A 19,089-nucleotide genomic window follows, 5' to 3' on the forward strand; every position below is an offset into this window, starting at 1 on the left:
AGGGGATGTACCCGATGAACCGTAACCGGTCCTGTGCTAGCGGCTTGTGGCTCGACCGTCTTTTACCAGTCAGTATTGGGGATACTTCACATGACGATACGTCGTAACGATTTCAAGCGCAGCCCGCTGAGCGTCGCGCTGCTGGCCACCTTGATGGTGTCCGCAAGCGGGGCCGTGCTGGCCCAGGATGCCACCCAGGCCAACGAGCAGGACGAGTTCCAGTCGACGACCTCTGCCGAGGATACGACCACCCTCGACAAGGTCCAGGTAACTGGTTCGCGCATCAAGCGCGCCGAGATCGAAGGCCCGGCCCCGATCACGGTCATCACCCGGCAGGACCTCGAGCGTGAAGGCCACGTGACGGTATTCGATGCGCTCGAAACCCTTACGCAGAACTCGACCAACGTCCAGGGCGAGATGTTTGCAGGCGGCTTCACCCCCAACGCGAGCGTGATCAACCTGCGCGGCATCGGCCCCGGCTACACGCTGTTCCTGCTCAACGGCCGCCGGATGGCGGAGTACCCGCAGCCGTACAACAGCCAGAGCAACTTCGTGAACGTGGCCGCCATCCCCTCGGCGATGGTCGAGCGCATCGAGGTCCTGGCCGGCGGCGCATCGGCCATTTACGGCTCCGACGCGGTGGCCGGCGTGGTCAACGTCGTCCTGCGCGAGAACATGGAGGGCGACGCGGTCCGCCTGCTGGCCGGCACCACCACCATGGGCGGTGGCGACACCGGCCACATCCAGTGGACCGGCGGCCGGTCCGGCGACCGCTGGAGCGTGGTCTATGCGTTCGAGCACCTGGAGCGCGAGCCGATCTACGGCACGCAGCGCGACTTCATCGACTCGGTCTTCGACAACCCGGGCAACCCGAACCCGAGCCCGGCGCTGGCGCTGGTGGCGCTGAACCTGCTCAACTTCGGCCCGGGGGCGCCGATCCCGCCCGGCCACGCGGCCTATTACCCCGGTGAAGAGGTCTGCGACCGCTTCGGCTACCGCACCTTCAACTCGCCCACCCGTGGCCTCGTCTGCGGGCCGGACAACGACGCCGCCCTGCAGACCATCCGCAACAAGTCCTCGAACACCTCCGCCTACGGCTACGGCACGTTCGACTTGGACAACGGCGACCAGCTCTGGGCCAGCGCCTTCGGCTGGGATTCCGAGGCCATCTCCAGCGGTGGCACCGAGTGGTGGGGCAACACCATCGATGTGCACAGCGGCCTGTTCTACGAGCCCTCCCTGGGCACGATCGTCCAGCTCCAGCGCATCTTCCGGCCCGAGGAGTACGGCGGCCTCGACGCCGTGGCCAGCGAGTACTCCGAGCGCGCAACCGAGCTCGCGGCGGGCTACCGCGGCACGTTCGGCGAGCGCTTCGACTGGGACGTCACCTTGGCACAGTCGCGTTACAAGTATGAGAACGACCGTCCGCGCCTGCTGGCCAGGTCGGTCCACGACCTGTTCCTGACCCGCGTGGACGGTGCGGTTGATCCGTTCTTCGGCGCATATCCGGTGTTCAACATGAACTTCGACGCCTGGCACACGCCGCTGACCCCCGAGCAGTACCGTTCGATGTCCACCCGTGTCGTCAACCGGGGTGAATCGAAGGCGACCACGGCGTCCTTCACGGTCTCCGGCGACCTGTTCGAGATGCCGGCCGGCCCGCTCGGCTTCGCCGGCGTGCTCGAGTGGGCGTCGCAGGAATACGATCTGAACGCCGATCCGCGGATCCTGCCGAGTTACCCGACCACCGCGCCCGACAAGCCGCTCAACCTTACCGGCACCGGGGGTGGCGGCGAGCGCGACCGCTATGCGGTCGGCCTCGAGCTGAGCATCCCGATCGTCAATACACTCCGCGCGACCGTCGCCGGCCGCTACGACAAGTACGACGACATCACCGAAGTGGACGGCGCCTCGACCTGGCAGGCCGGCCTCGAGTGGCGTCCGGTCGACCGCCTGCTGGTCCGTGCCAACTACGGCACCAGCTTCCGCTCGCCGGACATGCACTATGTCTTCGCAGAGCAGAGCGGCAGCTTCTCCGGGATCCTCGACGAGTATGCCTGCCGCTCGGCGGGCCGGACCTACTCGCAGTGCGCCGCGAACGCACTGACGTCCGAGTCGTACAGCGCGTTCGGCGTCCGCCAGGGCAACCCGGGCCTCAAGGAGGAAACGGGCAAGTCGTGGACAGCCGGTTTCGTGCTCGACCTGATCGAAGGCATGTCGATGTCCGTCGATTACTACAGCATCGAACTCGAGGACCAGGTGGGCGATATCAGCAATGCCTACATCCTGCAGCAGGAAGCCGACTGCCGACTGGGTGTCAAGCGTGACGGCAGCCCGTCCGACTTCGACATCAACAGCTCGTTCTGCCAGGAGATGCTGGGCCGCATCAGCCGCACCGACGCTCCCGGCACCCCGAACGACCAGCGTGTATCGCAGATCGTGCGTGGCCCGATCAACCGTGCGTTCCGTGAGGTCGAAGGTATCGACGCCACCTTCCGCTATCGGACCACGACCGATCGCTGGGGCAGCTTCGACACCCAGCTGGCGTACTCGCACATCCTGAGCTCGGAAACCCAGGAGCGCTTCGACACACCGCGTGTCAACTGGCGCGACCACATGCAGAACTTCGAGCACCGGAGCCGCGTGCGTGGTGCAGTCACCTGGAGCTACAACGACTGGACCACCACACTGTTCGGCCTGCGCTACGGCTCGATCCCCAACTGGGCCGAGACCAGCCGCCTGCAGCCCTTCATCACCTACAACATGAACGTCGGCAAGCAGATCACCAACGACCTCAAGGTCACCCTGTTGGTGAACAACGTGCTGAACAACACCCACATCGTGGACGAGTCGCACACCTCCTGGCCGTACTTCAACTACTGGGGCGGCCAGAGCCCGATCGGTCGCGAAGTGTTCATCCAGATGGACTACCGCTTCCGCTGATCAAGGCCTGCAACCAACCCGCAAAGCCCGGCAATGCCGGGCTTTGCACTTGTTGGATCACCCTGGTTTCCCCAATGGCCCCGGCCATCCTGGCGACCACCAGACAACCGAAGCGATGCGCACATGAAAATGAAGGCAGTCACCGTTTACCTTTCCCTTTTGATGGCCGCGTGCCTGGCCCCCGCAGGCCTGGCGGGCGCGGCGAACCCCGAATACTCGGTCAGGGACTTCGTCAGGCACGCGACCTATGGCGAGGTGAAGATCTCGCCTACCGGCGAATACCTCGCGATCACCGTGGATCGCGGCGACCAGGACGTGCTGACCGTCATGCGCACGTCCGACCTGCAGATCGTCAAGGTCAACCAGTTGCCCGACAAAAAGAGTGTCGGCAGCTTCTACTGGGTCAGCTCCGACCGGCTGATGTTCAACGCGGTCAGGAAGATGGGCGGCTATGCGCAACCCTTCATGACCGGCGAGTGGTTCGCGGTCAACGCCGACGGATCGCAGCCCCGCCCGCTCATTTTCTACGGCACCCGCGATGCCACGCAGCGCGGCAAGGCCGTGGGCAACCAGCGCTTCTCGCTGCTCGACACGCTCAAGGATGACGACCAGTACGTCCTGATGCAGGCGCGCTACCCGCGCTCCGCCGAGGGCGCGGGCACCGAGCTGGTCAGGCTCGACGTACTCAGCGGGCGCCGCACGACGCTGGCCAAGGCGCCGAAGGTCAACTGCAGCATCTCCGTGGACGCGGCAAAGGAGCCGAGGTTCGCGATCTGCTCGTCGAGCCGTGACGAGGAAGGCGCCTTCGACGAGCGTACCGAGCTCTTCCGCCTCGAAGGCAACCGGTGGACGCTGGTCAATGCCTCCAAGACCGACGGCAAGCACCTGTTCGTCATCCACACCACCGCCGACGGCACCGTCTACGTCATGGAGGACGACAAACGCTCTCCGGCCGCGATCGGTACGCTGGACACGTCCACCGGAGAGTTCACGAAGCTGTTCCAGGACCAGGTCGCGGAGATCTCGGACTACATCCTGTCCACCGACGACACGGCGCTGGTGGCGGTCGTCACCGAGGCCGGCGCACCCGACGTGACCCTTCTCGACGAATCGCACCACGACGGCCAGCTCTACGCCTCGCTTGCGCAGTCGTTCCCGGGCCAGATGGTCGATTTCTCGAGCTATACCCAGGACGGCGGGCAGATCGTCGTTTCCGTGTACAGCGACAGCAACCCGGGCGAGCTGTACCTGTTCGACCGCGATACCGGAAGCGCCCGCTTCCTCATGAGCAACAGGCAGTGGCTGGACAAGGACAGGATGGCTTCGGTCCAGCCGTTCTCGTTTACCGCGCGCGACGGGCAGCTCGTCCACGGCTACCTCACGCTTCCCAACGGCTCCGATGGCAGGAATCTGCCGTTGATCGTCAATCCCCACGGCGGCCCCATCGGCCCGCGCGACCGCTGGGCATTCAACCCCGAAGCGCAGTTGTTCGCCAGCCGCGGCTACGCCGTGCTGCAGGTCAACTACCGCGGCTCCGGCGGCTATGGCCGTGCGTTCCAGGACGCCGGACACATGCAGTGGGGCCAGGGCATCCAGAACGACATCCTTGACGCCACCCACTGGGCGATCCGCGAGGGCCATGCCGACAAGGAGCGCATCTGCATCTACGGCGGCAGCTTCGGTGGCTACTCGGCGTTGATGGCGCCGATCCGCGAGCCGGGCCTGTTCGGGTGCACCTTCGGCTACGTCGGCGTCTACGACGTGGACATGATGTTCAAGAGGGGCGACATCCCGCGCAACGAGAGTGGCCTGCGCTACCTGCGTCGCACCCACGGCACCGACAGCGCGACGTGGGCCGCGAATTCACCGGCGCGCCGCGCCGCTGAAGTGAAGATCCCGGTCTACCTCGCCGCCGGCGCCCGCGACGAGCGCACGCCGCCGGAGCAGACGGAGTTGATGAACAAGGCCCTCATCGAGGCCGGCAACCCGCCGGAAGGCATGATCATCCAGTCGGGTGAAATGCACGGCTTCTACGACGAGGACAATCGCGAGAATCTGTACACGAAGATGCTGGACTTCTTCGACCGCCACATCGGCAGGAAGTGAAACCATGAACGTATTTATCCGCTCCACCGTACTCCTGCTGGCGCTGCTGCCCCTGGCCGCCGTCGCCCAGCAGTCCCCCACCGGCCGCTGGAAGACCATCGACGACGAAACCGGCAAGGTGAAGTCGATCGTCGAGATCTCCGAGTCCGGCGGAAAACTGCGCGGCCAGGTGGTGGATATCCTCCACTCCGACCGCGGCCCCGACCCGGCATGCGACAAGTGCAAGGGCGACAACAAGGGCAAGCCGATCAAGGGCATGGCCATCCTCTGGGGCCTGTCGCCGGGCGGTGATGGCTGGGAGGGCGGCACCATCCTGGACCCGGCCAAGGGCAAGACCTACAAGTCCAGGCTCAAGCTCATCGACGACGACAAGCTCGGCGTCTCCGGCTGCGTGGCATTCATCTGCCGGGAGCAGGTGTGGATCCGCGAATGATGCGGCACCGGCCTTGAGCTAGCTGTGGGGCCCGGCAATCGCCGGGCCCTTTTCCTTGCGGCGTACGCAGACCGTGGGCCGGCCACCGCGCAACCGCATGCGATAATCATCGGCCGTCCGTCGCTGATTGTCCGCATGCCCCGCCCCGCACTCGTCACCAACGCCCTGCCCTATGCCAACGGTCCCCTGCACATCGGCCACCTGGTCGGTTATGTGCAGGCCGACATCTGGGTGCGCGCGCGGCGAATGGCCAGCGGCACGGTGCACTACGTCTGCGCCGACGACACCCACGGCACGCCGATCATGCTCGCCGCGGAGAAGGCCGGAACCACGCCGGAGGCCTTCGTCGCCGGGATCCAGGCCGGGCACGAGCGCGACTTCGCCGACTTCGGCGTCGCCTTCGACAACTACGATTCCACCAATTCCGACCGCAACCGCGCGATCACCGAGGCGATCTACAACCGCCTGGATGCCACCGGCCACATCACCCGGCGCTCGGTCGCCCAGCTCTACGACCCGGTGAAGGGCATGTTCCTGCCCGACCGCTACGTCAAGGGCACCTGCCCGCGCTGCGGCACCGCCGACCAGTACGGCGACAACTGCGAGCACTGCGGCGCGACCTACTCGCCCACCGAACTGCTGCAGCCGTACTCGGTGGTCAGCGGCGCGGCGCCCGAGCTGCGCGACAGCGAGCACTTCTTCTTCGAGGTCGGGCACTTCGAGTCCTTCCTGCGCGAGTGGCTGGCCGGCGACGTCGCCGTCCCGGGGGTCAAGGCCAAGCTGCTGGAGTGGGTCGACGGAGAGGGCGGGCTGCGCGCCTGGGACATCTCGCGCGATGCGCCCTACTTCGGCTTCGAGATCCCCGGCCACCCGGGCAAGTACCTGTATGTCTGGATCGACGCGCCGATCGGCTACCTGGCCAGCTTCCAGGCACTGTGCGAGCGCGAAGGCCTGGACTATGCGGCGTTCACCGCGCCGGGCGGCGAAGCCGAGATGCACCACTTCATCGGCAAGGACATCATCAATTTCCACGGCCTGTTCTGGCCGGCGGTGCTGCACGGCAGCGGCCACCGCGCGCCCACGCGGCTGCACGTCAACGGCTACCTGACCGTCGACGGGGCGAAGATGTCGAAGTCGCGCGGCACCTTCGTGATGGCGCGGACCTACCTTGAAGCGGGCTTGCCGCCGGAAGCGCTGCGCTACTACTTCGCCGCCAAGTCGGCCGGCGGCGTCGACGACATCGACCTCAATCTCGCCGACTTCGTGGCGCGGGTGAACTCCGACATCGTCGGCAAGTTCGTCAATCTCGCCAGCCGCTGCGCCGGCTTCATCGGCAAGCGCTTCGACGGCATGCTCGCGGGCGCACTGCCGGAGCCGGCGATGTATGCGCGCTTCGTGGACGCACTGGCGCCGGTGCGCGAGGCTTACGAGCACAACGAGCCGGCCAGCGTGCTGCGCCAGGTGATGGCGCTGGCCGACGAGGCCAACCGCTACATCGACGAACGCAAGCCCTGGGTGATCGCCAAGCAGGACGGCGCCGACGCCGAGCTGCAGGCGGTGTGCACGCAGGGGCTGAACCTGTTCCGCGTGCTCGCCGGCGCCCTGCGTCCGGTGCTGCCGGCGATGGCCGCGCAGGTCGAGGCCTTCCTCGATGCGCCGCTCTCGCGATGGCAGGACCTGGACGCGCCGCTGACCGGCCATCGCATCCAGGCCTACCAGCCGCTGTTCACCCGCATCGACCCGAAGCAGATCGCCGCCATGACCGAAGCCAGCAAGGATGACCTCAAGCCCAGCGGCAGCCCCCTGCCCGGCACCAAAGCACGTGCAGGAGCGGCTACAGCAGCGGCTGGCGCAACATCGCCCCCTGCAGGAGCGCCCGCAACCGCGGACAAGCCCGCAGCAGCGACCGTGCAAGCGGGCACGCCAGAGGCAGCCGGCGCTCCTACCATCGGCATCGACGACTTCACGAAGCTCGACCTGCGCATCGGCAAGGTCCTCGCCTGCGAATTCGTCGAAGGCTCCGACAAGCTCCTGCGCTTCGAGCTCGACGCAGGTCCGCTCGGCACGCGCCAGATCTTCTCCGGCATCCGCGCCAGCTACGGCGAGCCGGATGCCCTGGTCGGCCGCAACGTCGTCTTCATCGCCAACCTGGCGCCGCGCAAGATGCGCTTCGGCCTGAGCGAGGGGATGATCCTGTCGGCCGGCTTCGACGCCGGCGCGCTGGCGCTGCTGGGCGCGGACGCCGCCGCCGAGCCCGGGATGCCGGTGCGCTGAGTCCGCGATGGGCGCGCACGCCGCCGACGCCCCCCTGGTCGAACGTCTCGACCGGCTGCTGCCGCAAACCCAGTGCGGGCAGTGCGGCTATGCCGGCTGCCGCCCCTATGCCATGGCCATGGCCGCCGGCGATGCCGGCGTCGACCGCTGCCCGCCCGGTGGCGACGCCGGAGCCCGCGCGCTGGCAAAGCTGCTCGGCGTGCCGCCCCTTCCCTACGAGCGCGGCCTGGGCGAGCACCGCCCGCCCGAGTTCGCGCTGGTGGTCGAGGCCGACTGCATCGGCTGCACCAAGTGCATCCAGGCCTGTCCCGTCGACGCCATCGTCGGCGGCAGCAAGCGCATGCACGTCGTGCTGGAACCGCTGTGCACCGGGTGCCGGCTGTGCGTGCCGGCCTGCCCGGTGGACTGCATCGTGATGGTCCCGCCCCGCCCCTAGGGCGATGCGCAGGCCGAGCACACGCGCTCGACCGCATAGCCCTTCGCGCGCAGCTTCTCCACCACGCCATCCTCGCCCAGCAGGTGCATGGCGCCGACGACCACCAGGGTGTCGTCCTCGCCGTCCTCGCGCAGGCGCGCCTCGAGCTTTGGCAGCCAGGCGTCGTTGCGGTCGACGTTGATGGCCTGGTACAGCGCCGGGAAGTCGCGCCGCATCTCGCTGACGGTGCTGTCGAGGATGGCCTGCTTGTCACCCGCGCGCCACGCGGCGTGGAGCTCCAGCATCAGCTCGGCCCCGGCCTCGGCCTGGTCGAGCGCCTGCTCCAGCATCTGCAGCTGTTCGGCCGGATCCATGCCGTCGAGGAAGGCGATCTGCTGCGCGCCGGTTTCCAGGCCGGCGGTCGGCTTCTGCGCGTTCTGCGCCAGTCCGCCCATGTGCGCGTCCAGGCCGATCGAGGGGTCGAAGCCCAGCGCCATCATCTGCGCCACCGTCACCATCGTGCCCACGAACCAGGGCTCGAACCGCTGCAGGATCTCCACGTTCATGCCGGTTGCGGCCAGTTGCGCTGCGTTTTCCCTGCCCCAGTCGGCAAGCTTGGCGGCGAGTTCGGGCCCGAGCTCGTCGTTGAGCGTGCGACCGTCGGTGCGCAGCGCCGCCTGCGCCATCTGCAGGCCGAGCTGCGGCGAGGCCAGTTCGTCGGGCGAGATCTCGAACAGCAGCTTCTCGGCGTCCGCGAAGGCCATGTCGACGTCGCGCGACAGCGGGTAGTCGTCGGGCAGCAGGAGGTGGAACGAGCCCAGCAGGTAAAGCGAGTTGTCGTCGTCGGACACCTTCCACAGCAGGGGCACCGGGGGCGACTTGGCGGCGACGGTGGCCGTGGCAGGCTTCGATCCGGCCTGGGGCGCGGCGACGGCCGCGGCGGTGGTGCCGATGGCGACGCTTGCGGCCAGGGCCGCGGCAAACAGGGGCGAGCGCGCCCGGTTCCTTGTCTCGGTCATGAAAGTCCTTGGTGGTGTATCAGCTGCCGGGCGCCGCATGGGCCGGCCTGGCATAGGCCTGTTCGCCCGCGGTGACCGCGAGGTCGAGGCGATTTTCCGGCGGCGGCAGCGGACAGGTGGCGAAATCCGTGAACGCGCACGGCGGATTGTAGGTACGGTTGAAGTTGAGCGTGACCCGGCCCTGCGCATCGGGCGCGGCCGTGTCGAGATAGCGGCCCGCACCGTAGCTGTCGTGGCCACTGGTGCGGTCGGCCAGGATCAGGAACAGCCCGCCTTCGCTGCCTTCCAGCGCTTCGAGCCGGTAGTCCACGCCATCGCGGCTGAACTCGACCACGCCCGGGTTGGGCATCGGGTCGACGCCGCCGACGATGTTGCCGATCTCGATGCTGCGTCCGGCGGGATGCGGCACGAAGCGCCCGTCCAGCACCCAGCCGGCATCGACGGGCCAGTGCGCGATCGCGCCGAAGTTCGTCCGCGCAGGCGCATCGGCGTGCTTCACGCGCAGCGCACGGCGCGCGCCGCGGCTGATCAGCGACAGCCTGCCGCGGCCGTCGTCGAACACGAGTTCAACCGGACCGGCATCGTCGTGATCATCACGCAGCTCGATGCGGCCGGTGACCGGCGCATCGTCGTGCGTCACCGCGACGTCGCGCTCGGGCGTGAAGTAGACGCGGCCCGCGTCCTGCTGCACCAGGCCCAGCTTCTCCGGCCCCTGCGCCAGGCGGATGCCGCTGGTCTGGCTGCTGCCGATGTAGTGCGCCCTGAGTTCGAGCCAGTGCAGGCCGACCACGCTGGTCCAGCCATCCTCGGCCAGCAGGTATTCGCGGCGCGCGGCGCGCCACTGCTGCTCGGCGGCGATCAGCTCAGGGCTGGCCTCGGGCGCCGGGGCGTCATCGCCGTCCGCATCGCCCGGCGGCGCAGCGGAACCACAGGCGGCAAGCACGGCGGCAAGAACAAGACAGGTCACGGCGGTGGCCGTGCGCGGCGTGGATCTCGTCATCAACGTCCCCTCATGAACCAGCGATCGATATCGGCAAGCGGAATGCGCGTCCAGGTCGGACGGCCGTGGTTGCACTGCCCGGAGCGCTCGGTCGCCTCCATGTCGCGCAGCAGTGCATTCATTTCGGCGATGGTCAGCCGGCGGTTCGCGCGCACCGAACCGTGGCAGGCCATGGTCGACAGCAGTTCGTCGCGGGCGGCGCGCACGCGGCGGCTTTCGCCATGTTCGCGCAGGTCGGCAAGCACGTCGCGCAGCAGGGCTTCGGTATCGCCCTGCGCCAGCAGCGCCGGCACCCCGCGCAGCAGCAGCGACTGCGGACCGGTGCGCGAGACTTCGAAACCGAGCTCGGCAAGCGTGGCGGTTTCGCGCTCGGCGATGTCGGCCTCGCGCTCGCTCACCGCCACCGCCTGCGGCACCAGCAGCGGCTGTACGCGCAGACCGGCACCGTCGTGGGCTGTCTTGAGCTTTTCGTAGCCGATGCGCTCGTGTGCGGCGTGCATGTCGACCACGACCATGCCGTCGGCGGCCTCGGCAAGGATGAAGATGCCGTGCAGCTGGGCGATGGCGAAGCCGAGCGGCGGGATGCCGTCGTCGCCGGTGTCCGGCATGGGGCCATGCGCCCCGGGCACCATCGGCCAAGCCGGGTCCATCGCGGTGCCGGGAGCGGTGGCGCCATCGCCGGGTGCCGCACCGAAGGCAGCGCCGGCACCATGACCGGCGCCGGCCGCAGCACCACCGGCCGCGCCGTAAAGCAGCGCGTAGGCATCGCGCACGCCGTCGCCGCGAAGCGACAGGCTCGACTGTTCAGCCACGCGCGCGGCCAGCTCGCGCGAGACCTCGGCCTGGGTGGTCACCGCGGCCACCAGCGGCGCGTTGCCGGCGCGCGTGCCGGCCAGCGCCTCGTGCAGGGCGCGGTAGACGAAGTCGTGGACCATGCGCGCGTCGCGGAAGCGGACCTCGTGCTTGGCCGGGTGCACGTTCACGTCCACCCGCGCCGGTTCGAGTTCGAGGAACAGCACATAGGCCGGCTGGCGGCCGTGGAACAGCACGTCGGCATAGGCCTGCTTCACCGCGTGCGCGACGCTGCGGTCGCGCACTGCGCGGCCGTTGACGTAGAGGTACTGCTGGTCGGCGCTGGCGCGCGAGTACGTCGGCTGCGCGATCCAGCCGTGCAGGCGCAGCGCGGGCGCGGCGTCGCGACCGTCGTCGGCGGGGCGCGGCGTGGTGGCGTGTTCGACGCGCAGCGCGGCCTGCGCGAAGGCCTCGCCCAGGGTCTCGACCAGGCGCGCCGCGCCTTCGTCCAGCGCCAGGCCCTCGCCTTCACCCCCGCGGTAGCGGCGCGAAGCGCGGCCGTTGTGCGAGACCCGCAGCTCGACGTCGGGGCGCGCCAGCGCCAGCGAGCGCAGCCACTCTTCGATGTGGCCCAGCTCGGTGCGCTCGGCACGCAGGAACTTGCGCCGCGCCGGCACGTTGTAGAACAGGTCGCGGACCTCCACCGTCGTGCCCCGCGGATGCGCCCTGGGCACGACATCGCCCACCCGTCCGCCATCCACCGACAGCGCGGCGCCATGCTCGGCGCCCGCGCGCCGCGAGCTGATCGTGAAGCGGCTCACCGATGCGATCGAAGGCAATGCCTCCCCCCGGAAGCCGAGCGTGGCCACCACTTCGAGATCGTCGAGCGATGCGATCTTGCTGGTCGCATGCCGCGACACCGCGAGCGGCAGCTCATCGGGCGCGATGCCGAGGCCGTCGTCGCGCACGCGCAGCAGGCGCACCCCGCCTTCCTCGAGGTCGATGTCGACGCGGCGGGCGCCGGCGTCGAGCGCGTTCTCGACCAGTTCCTTGACCACCGACGCGGGGCGTTCGATGACCTCGCCGGCGGCGATCTGGTTGACGAGGGTGTCTGGAAGCTGGCGGATGCTCAAGAAGCTGCAGGGGTCCGGCGCGGGGCGCCGGCCAGGTGTGGGCCAGCCCCGATGATAAGCGAGCTTGCCGCCCTCAGCGGCTGCCGCCGCTGGCCCTCGCCGAAGACGAAGACCCGCCGCCCGTCGCGGCCCGCATCGCGAACAGCGTGCCCGGAGGCGGCTGGCTGGTGAAATAGGTATTGACCCCGTCGAGCACCGCGCGCGCGACGTTGGCCTGGAACTTCGGGTCGACCAGCCGCTTCTCTTCCTCGGGGTTGGACAGGAAGGCGGTCTCGACCAGCATCGCCGGCATGTCGGAGGTGCGCAGCACGGCGAAGTTGGCGCGCTCGATGTGCGGCTTGTGGTTGTTGCCGATGCGCTTGAGGCCATCGAGGATGTGGTTGCCCGCGTCCTCGGACGCCTTCATCTGCCCGCTCTGGGTCAGGTCGAGCAGGACGTTGGTGAGCATGCTGTCGGAGGTGGCGACCTTGCCGCCGCCGATCAGGTCGGCCGCGTTTTCCTTGTCGGCCAGCCAGCGCGCACGCTGCGAGGATGCGCCCTTCAACGACAGCACGTAGACCGAGGAGCCCTTGGCCTTGCGGTTTTCCGCAGCGTCGGCGTGGATCGAGATGAACATGTCCGCGCCCGCGGTGCGCGCCAGCTGGGCGCGGCGGTTGAGCGGGATGAAGACGTCGGTATCACGCACCAGGTGGGCCTTGAGGCCCGGCGTGGCGTTGACCTGGCGTGCGAGCTCGCGGGCGATCGCCAGGGTGATGTCCTTTTCGCGTTTGCCGGTGGGGCCGACCGCGCCGGGGTCCTGGCCGCCATGGCCGGCATCGATGGCGATCACCAGGGGACGCGTGGCGCCACTCGCGGCGGACTGCACCGCGTTGGCGGGCGTGGGCTGCTGCGCGGCGGGTTGGCGCTGCACCGGCGTGGGCACGCCGGTGGCGATCGTGGTCGGCACCGCCTGCCGCGACGACGGGTCGCTCGATGGCTGCGGCCGCTGCGGCGATGCCGTGTACGGAGCCGCAGGCGCGCTGGCGCCGGCGGCGGGAAGGTTCGCGATCAGGCGCGAGGTGGCGTCGTTGGACGCCTGCGCGGAATCGACGGCGGGCGCCGCGGCGGCGCCGGACTGGGTGGCGGCCGCGATCCGCGCGATCGGGTCGGCTGCTGAAGGCGCTGCGGTGAGCACCGTTGCCGGGGCTGCAGCGACACCATGGTCGCCCGGCCACTCCAGCACCAGGCGCACACCACCGGGGCCGGTTTCGAAGCGGGGCGCAAGCGCGACCACCGGCACCGCCAGGTCGAAGACCACGCGGCTCGTTCCGGGCGTCGGCTGGCCGGTGCGCACGGCCCTGATCACGCCGGCGCCGGCGGGGACCGACAGCTGCGGTGCCATTCGGCTGCCCGGGAAGTCGACCACGAGGCGGTCGGGACCCGACAGCGGGATCAGCTTGTAGTCCGCCTCGGCGTCGAGTCCGAGCTCTGCGCGCGTGCCGGTCGGCCCGGCGCTCAAGCGCAAGTCGTTGATTTCAGCCGACTTTGCAACGTTCCAGATCAATGCGGCCAGCAGGGCCGCACCGAGAAGGAATTGCTGGAGCTGGATTCCCCGGACGCGCATGGCCGCTAGTCAAGCACCAAGTCGCGATATTTGCAACAGCTTTTCCCTTATGAATCCGGTACCTGCCGACCCTTCCTGTGGTTACGGTTCAGGAACCCCCCGCAAACGCCGTTGCTCATCCAGGGCGGCGACCCAGGCGTCGCCCGCGGCCGTGCGGAAGCGCAGCCGGCAGGCCCGGCCCTGGCCCAGCACGACCAGGCCCACCTCGAGATCCGGCGCCGGCAACGCGCCCAGGCCGCGCTCGGGCCATTCGACCAGCCACAGACGCGCATCCGCATCGTCCAGCCCCAGGAACTCGAGTTCGCCGGCATCACCGATGCGGTAGAGATCCAGGTGCAGCGCCTCGCCGCCGGACGCCAGCGGATAGCGCTCCACCAGGGTGTAGGTCGGGCTGCGCACCGGGCCGGTGACGCCCAGGGCACGCAGCCAGGCGCGGGCCAGGGTCGACTTGCCGGTTCCCAGGTCGCCCTGGAGGTGGACCACCGCTCCGGGCGGGGCCGTGGCCGCGAGGGCCGCGGCCAGTGCGGCCGTGGCCTCGGGATTGGGCAGGACGGCGCTGCGTACGGCGGCCATCAGTCCTGCCCTGGCCGGCGCAGGGCCGCGATCAGGTCGCTGGGCAGCATGCCGCGAGCGCCGCCCTCGGCGGCTGCGCGATCACCGGCCACCCCGTGCTGCAGCGCGCCGACCACGGCCGCTTCCGCCGCCGGGAGCCCCTGCGCGCGCAGCGCGGCGATGATGCCGGTCAGCGCATCGCCCATGCCGCCCACGGCCATGCCGGGATTTCCGGCATCGATGATCCAGGTCCCGGCGCCTGGCGCCGCCACCACCGTCCCCGCGCCCTTGAGCACCACCACGCAGCCGTAGCGTGCGCACAGCGCACGCGCTGAAGCGATGCGGTCGCGCTGGACCTCGAGCACGGTGCGTCCGAGCAGCCGGGCGGCCTCTCCCGGATGCGGCGTGAGCACGGTGGCGGCCGGCAGGTGCCGCGGACTGGCGGCGAGCAGGTTCAGCGCATCGGCGTCCACCACCAACGCATGCGCGGCGGCGATCGTCGCCTTCAGCACGCCGCTCGCCCACGCGTCGCGGCCGAGCCCCGGCCCCACGGCGCAGACGTCGGCCATCGCCAGCAGCGGCGCCATGCGCGTGGGATCCTCCAGTGCATGCGCCATCACCTCGGGCGTGCGCGACAGCAATGGCGCCACGTGCGCCGCGCGGGTGGCGACGCTGACCAGGCCGGCGCCCGCGCGCAGCGCCGCGCTTGCCGCCAGCATCGCCGCGCCACCCATGCCGTGATTGCCCCCGGCCACCAGGACGTGGCCGGCGCTGCCCTTGTGCGCGGTGCGCGCACGCTGCGGCAGCAGCGACTCCAATGCAGCCCCGCGCAGGCTCCACGCCACCGGTGCCACCCCGTCGAACACTTCCGGCGGCAGCGCGAGCGCGGCCACGGCCAGGTCGCCGACATGGTCGAGCGCGGCACCCGTCGCAAGCCCGGCGTGGTGGCCGATGAACTGCAGCGTGCGGGTCGCCCGCACCGCGATGCCCGGCACGTCACCGCAGGACGCGTCGACCCCGGACGGCACGTCGAGCGCCAGCACCGGGGCGGCGCTGGCCGCGATCGCGGCAAACAGCGCATGGCTCGCATCGTCCGCGCGGCCGTCGAAACCGATGCCAAAGACCGCATCGACCACGATGTCGCAGTCGGGCAGCCGCGCACCCGCGACCGCCACCCTGCCTCCGGCATCGCCAAACGCCGCGGCCGCCTGCCGCGCCGGCACGCTGCGGGGCGCCTGGTCCTGCGCGTGCAGCACCTGCACCTCGCGCCCGGCCTCGAGCGCGTGGCGCGCCAGCACGTAGCCGTCGCCGCCGTTGTTGCCGGGGCCACAGACCACCACGATGCGCCGCGCCTGCGGCCAGTGGTCCAGCAGACAGCCCCACGCGGCCCGGCCCGCGCGCTCCATCAGGGCGGACGCGTCGTTGCCGAGCAGCGCGATCGCCTGCGTCTCCACGCGGCGCATCGCGGCGACGTCGTACAGCGGCGTGGCGGCGTCGGTCACGGGTGCATGCATGTCGCGGATTCTATACTCCGCACCACCATGCCCACGCGTTCCGCCAACGCCAGCGGCGCAGTCCTGCCCCAGGGCATCGCCGCCCCGTCCGATCCGACCGCCTTCGCGGCGCGGATCCGCGCGCTGGTGCGCGAGGCCGGCTTCCAGCGCTGCGGTATCACCGGCATCGACCTGGGCAGTGACGAAGGGCATCTGCGCGACTGGCTCGCGCGCGGCTTCCACGGCTCGATGGACTGGATGGCGCGCCACGGCGACAAGCGCTCCCGGCCGCAGGAGCTGGTGCCGGGCACGATCAGCGTGCTTTCGGTCGGACTCGACTACGGCCGCCGCGACGACGCGGAGGCCTGGGAGACGCTGGCCGACGGCGGGCGTGCCTACGTCGCCCGCTATGCGCTGGGCCGCGACTACCACAAGCTGATGCGCAACCGCCTGCAGAAGCTGGCCGACCGCATTGCCGCCGAGATCGGGCCCTTCGGCCACCGCGTCTTCGTCGATTCGGCGCCGGTGCTGGAGCGCGCGCTGGCACGCAATGCCGGGCTGGGCTGGATCGGCAAGCACACCTGCCTGATCGACCGCGATGGCGGCTCCTGGTTCTTCCTCGGCGAGATCTACCTCGACATCCCGCTGCCACCCGATCCGCCGGCGACAGCGCACTGCGGCAGCTGCACGCGCTGCATCGACATCTGTCCGACGCAGGCGATCCTGGGACCGAACGTGCTCGATGCGCGGCGCTGCATCAGCTACCTCACCATCGAACACGAGGGCGCGATCGACGAGGAGCTGCGGCCGCTGATGGGCAACCGCATCTTCGGCTGCGACGACTGCCAGCTGGTCTGTCCCTGGAACAAGTTCGCGCGGCGCAGCGACGAGCCGGACTTCCGCGCGCGCAACGACCTCGACAGCGCGACGCTGGCCGGGCTGTTCGCCTGGGAAGAAGAGGAATTCCTGCGCCGCACCGAGGGCACCGCCCTGCGCCGCAGCGGCCACGCGCGCTGGCTGCGCAACATCGCCGTCGCGCTGGGCAATGCACCGACCACGCCGGAGGTGCTGCAGGCGCTGGACACGCGACGCGACCATCCCGACCCCGTCATCCGCGAACACGTGGCGTGGGCGATCGCGCGGCACGGCGCCGGCTGAGGCGCAGAGACGCTTGGCCCGCCTCGGGCCGCAGGGCCGGCGACGCACGCGGATTGCCTGCAACGACGGTAAACCTCAGCGGCGCGCGCGGATCTCTTCCAGCAGCGCCCGCGTCACCACGTCACCAGCCTCGCCCTCGCCGCGCAGCGCGGGCAACAGCTCGCCGGCGATGCGTTTTCCGAGCTCCACGCCCCACTGGTCGAAAGCGTTGATGCCCCACAGCACCGACTGCGCATAGACGCTGTGCTCGTACATCGCCAGCAGCGCGCCAAGCGAATGCGGGGTGAGTTCATCGAGCAGGAACAGCGTCGACGGACGGTTGCCCGGATACGTCTTCTGCGGATCGTCCGCGGCGTGGCCGTTGCCCAGCGACTCGGCCTGGGCCAGCAAGTTCGCCAGCAGCGCATCGTGGTTGCCGCGATAGCCGTGGGCCGGCCGCACCACGCCGATGAAATCCGCGGGCACGACGTCGGTGCCCTGGTGCAGGGCCTGGAAGAAGCTGTGCTGGGCAGTGGTACCGGCGCCACCCCAGACCACGGGCACGGTCGCCACGCCGGGCGCGCGGCCATCGCTGCGCACCGACTTGCCCAGGCTCTCCATCACCAACTGCTGCAGGTAGGCGGGCAGGTGGGCAAGGCGCTGGTCATATGGCAGCACCGCCTGCGTGGGCAGGCCCAGCGCGTTGCGATTCCATACCGCCACCAGCGCATGGCGGATCGGCAGGTTCGCGTCCAGCGGCGCTTCGACGGCATGCGCGTCCATCCCGGCGGCGCCGGCCAGCAACGCCTCGAATCCGTCCATGCCGACCGCCAGCGCGATCGCGAAACCCACCGCCGACCACAGCGAGTAGCGCCCGCCCACCCAGTCCCACATCGGCAGCACGCGCGCAGGATCGACGCCGAAGGCTTCGGCCGCGGGCACGTTGGCGCTCACCGCGTACAGGCGCTCGCCGCCGCCCAGCCAGTCGCGGACCAGGGCACCGTTGAGCAGGGTCTCCTGGGTGCCGAAGCTCTTGGACACCAGGATCGCCGCGGTCCGCGCCGGGTCCAGCCCGCGCAGTGCGTGCTGCACCTCGCTGCCGTCGACGTTGCTGACGAAATGCACGCGGAAGCGACCGTCGTTGAAATCCTTCAGCGCATCGACCACCAGCCGCGGCCCGAGATCGGAGCCCCCGATGCCGATGTTGACGACGTCGGTGACGCCCGACTCCCGCAGCGAAGCGACGAGTCCGGCCATGCGTTCGCGGGCAGCCAGGGCATCGGCGTGCGCGCGGCCCGCGACCTCGCCGCGGCCGAGGTCCGAGCGCAGCGCGGTATGCAGCGCGGGCCGGCCTTCCGACGCGTTGACCTCGGCGCCATCGACCAGCGCCCGCAGCGCCAGCGACAGGCGCACATGCCCCGCCAGCTCGCCGAGCGTGGCCAGGGTGGGAGCGTCGATGCGCTGGCGCGCGAAGCTCGCGTAAACCGGCCCCACGCGCAGGGCCATGGACGCAGCGCGCGCGGGATCCTCAGCAACCAGGTCCGGAATCCGGGCCCCGGCGAGGCGCTCTGCGTGGTCGAGGAACTGCCGGACGAGCGCTTCGCCGGCCATGCATCAGGCAGCCTGTGCCGGGATGGCGTTGTTGGTATGCGTCATCCTGTTCTGGCGGTCGACGTAGACCAGGCTCGGCTTGAACGCCGCGGCCTCGGCCTCGTCGCAGGCACCGTAGGCGCAGATGATGACCAGGTCCCCGGGCTCCGCCTGGTGCGCGGCGGCGCCATTGACCGAAATGATCCCGCTGCCCTCCTCGGCACGGATCGCATAGGTCGCGAAGCGCTTGCCGTTGTTGACGTTGTAGATCTCGATGCGCTCGTACTCGCGGATGCCCGACAGGTCGAGCAGGCGGCCGTCGATCGCGCAGGAGCCCTCGTAATGGAGCTCGGCGTGGGTGACGGTGGCGCGGTGGATCTTGGCTTTGAGGAGGGTCAGGAGCATCGTCGGAAACCGCTGGCTGCCGGGAACCCGGCGTCAATCCCGAATTCTACAAGATGGCGTCGCCGGCGCCTGTTGCAAGGGCGAAGCGCGCGCGGGCGCTGTTCAGAAGGTGCGGGGGCGGGGGGGGGGGGGGGGGGGCCCCCCCCCCCCCCCCCCCCCCCGGTGTTTTGGGGGGCGGGGCCCCACCCCCCCCC

14 protein-coding genes are annotated in these 19,089 nt (G+C 69.9%); 6 read left to right on the forward strand and 8 right to left on the reverse strand.

The genetic code is table 11. The features are described 5' to 3' along the window. Positions 1-90: 90 nt before the first annotated feature. From E2169_RS09455 to rnfB, 5 genes are all read left to right on the forward strand, one after another. On the forward strand, positions 91-2,943 hold the full coding sequence (locus E2169_RS09455) for a TonB-dependent receptor plug domain-containing protein (RefSeq protein WP_132986363.1): 2,853 nt from the start codon (positions 91-93) through the stop codon (positions 2,941-2,943). 123 nt (positions 2,944-3,066) lie between these two features. After that, positions 3,067-5,049: an alpha/beta hydrolase family protein gene (locus tag E2169_RS09460; protein WP_229659140.1), complete on the forward strand. Its 1,983-nt coding sequence runs from the start codon at positions 3,067-3,069 to the stop codon at positions 5,047-5,049. Positions 5,050-5,065: 16 nt separating this feature from the next. Next, positions 5,066-5,482 carry a DUF2147 domain-containing protein gene (locus E2169_RS09465; protein WP_229659202.1) on the forward strand — a complete coding sequence of 139 codons (417 nt, stop codon included), beginning with the start codon at positions 5,066-5,068 and terminating at the stop codon, positions 5,480-5,482. 135 nt (positions 5,483-5,617) lie between these two features. After that, entirely contained in the window at positions 5,618-7,756 is a 2,139-nt protein-coding gene (gene metG / locus E2169_RS09470; protein WP_132986365.1) for a methionine--tRNA ligase, read from the forward strand. Between the two features lie 7 nt (positions 7,757-7,763). Next, a complete protein-coding gene (gene rnfB, locus E2169_RS09475) occupies positions 7,764-8,192 on the forward strand; it encodes an Rnf electron transport complex subunit RnfB (RefSeq protein WP_132986366.1) in 429 nt (142 codons plus the stop codon). Here the strand turns inward: rnfB and E2169_RS09480 are convergent. The 6 genes from E2169_RS09480 to E2169_RS09505 all read right to left on the reverse strand — a co-directional run bounded on the left by E2169_RS09480 (position 8,189) and on the right by E2169_RS09505 (position 15,784). After that, positions 8,189-9,190, reverse strand: a complete 1,002-nt coding sequence (locus tag E2169_RS09480; protein WP_132986367.1) for a TraB/GumN family protein — start codon at positions 9,188-9,190, stop codon at positions 8,189-8,191. The two genes, rnfB and E2169_RS09480, sit on opposite strands and share 4 nt — an antisense overlap. A gap of 19 nt (positions 9,191-9,209) precedes the next feature. Continuing rightward, positions 9,210-10,190 (reverse strand): DUF1684 domain-containing protein, encoded by a 981-nt coding sequence (locus tag E2169_RS09485; RefSeq protein WP_132986368.1) that lies wholly within the window; start codon positions 10,188-10,190, stop codon positions 9,210-9,212. Then, complete coding sequence (gene mutL / locus E2169_RS09490) at positions 10,190-12,115, reverse strand: DNA mismatch repair endonuclease MutL (protein ID WP_132986369.1); 1,926 nt, start codon at positions 12,113-12,115, stop codon at positions 10,190-10,192. Before mutL ends, E2169_RS09485 begins: the two co-directional genes overlap by 1 nt. A gap of 73 nt (positions 12,116-12,188) precedes the next feature. Further along, positions 12,189-13,718, reverse strand: coding sequence for an N-acetylmuramoyl-L-alanine amidase (locus E2169_RS09495; RefSeq protein WP_132986370.1), 1,530 nt, complete (start codon positions 13,716-13,718; stop codon positions 12,189-12,191). Positions 13,719-13,799: 81 nt separating this feature from the next. Further along, complete coding sequence (gene tsaE, locus E2169_RS09500; protein WP_132986371.1) at positions 13,800-14,291, reverse strand: tRNA (adenosine(37)-N6)-threonylcarbamoyltransferase complex ATPase subunit type 1 TsaE; 492 nt, start codon at positions 14,289-14,291, stop codon at positions 13,800-13,802. After that, positions 14,291-15,784, reverse strand: a complete 1,494-nt coding sequence (locus tag E2169_RS09505; protein WP_132986372.1) for an NAD(P)H-hydrate dehydratase — start codon at positions 15,782-15,784, stop codon at positions 14,291-14,293. Before E2169_RS09505 ends, tsaE begins: the two co-directional genes overlap by 1 nt. A gap of 27 nt (positions 15,785-15,811) precedes the next feature. Here E2169_RS09505 and queG point away from each other — a divergent pair, with 27 nt between their 5' ends. Further along, the gene (queG, locus tag E2169_RS09510; protein ID WP_132986373.1) at positions 15,812-16,921 is read left to right on the forward strand and encodes a tRNA epoxyqueuosine(34) reductase QueG; all 1,110 of its coding nucleotides are present in this window, start codon (positions 15,812-15,814) and stop codon (positions 16,919-16,921) included. 75 nt (positions 16,922-16,996) lie between these two features. On the opposite strand, the gene pgi is transcribed toward queG, so the two are convergent. Further along, complete coding sequence (gene pgi, locus E2169_RS09515) at positions 16,997-18,511, reverse strand: glucose-6-phosphate isomerase (RefSeq protein WP_132986374.1); 1,515 nt, start codon at positions 18,509-18,511, stop codon at positions 16,997-16,999. A gap of 3 nt (positions 18,512-18,514) precedes the next feature. Next, on the reverse strand, positions 18,515-18,895 hold the full coding sequence (gene panD / locus E2169_RS09520; protein WP_132986375.1) for an aspartate 1-decarboxylase: 381 nt from the start codon (positions 18,893-18,895) through the stop codon (positions 18,515-18,517). Positions 18,896-19,089: the final 194 nt, after the last annotated feature.

It is taken from the genome of Luteimonas terricola, from assembly GCF_004352845.1.
In the GTDB taxonomy this organism is placed as follows: domain Bacteria; phylum Pseudomonadota; class Gammaproteobacteria; order Xanthomonadales; family Xanthomonadaceae; genus Luteimonas; species Luteimonas terricola.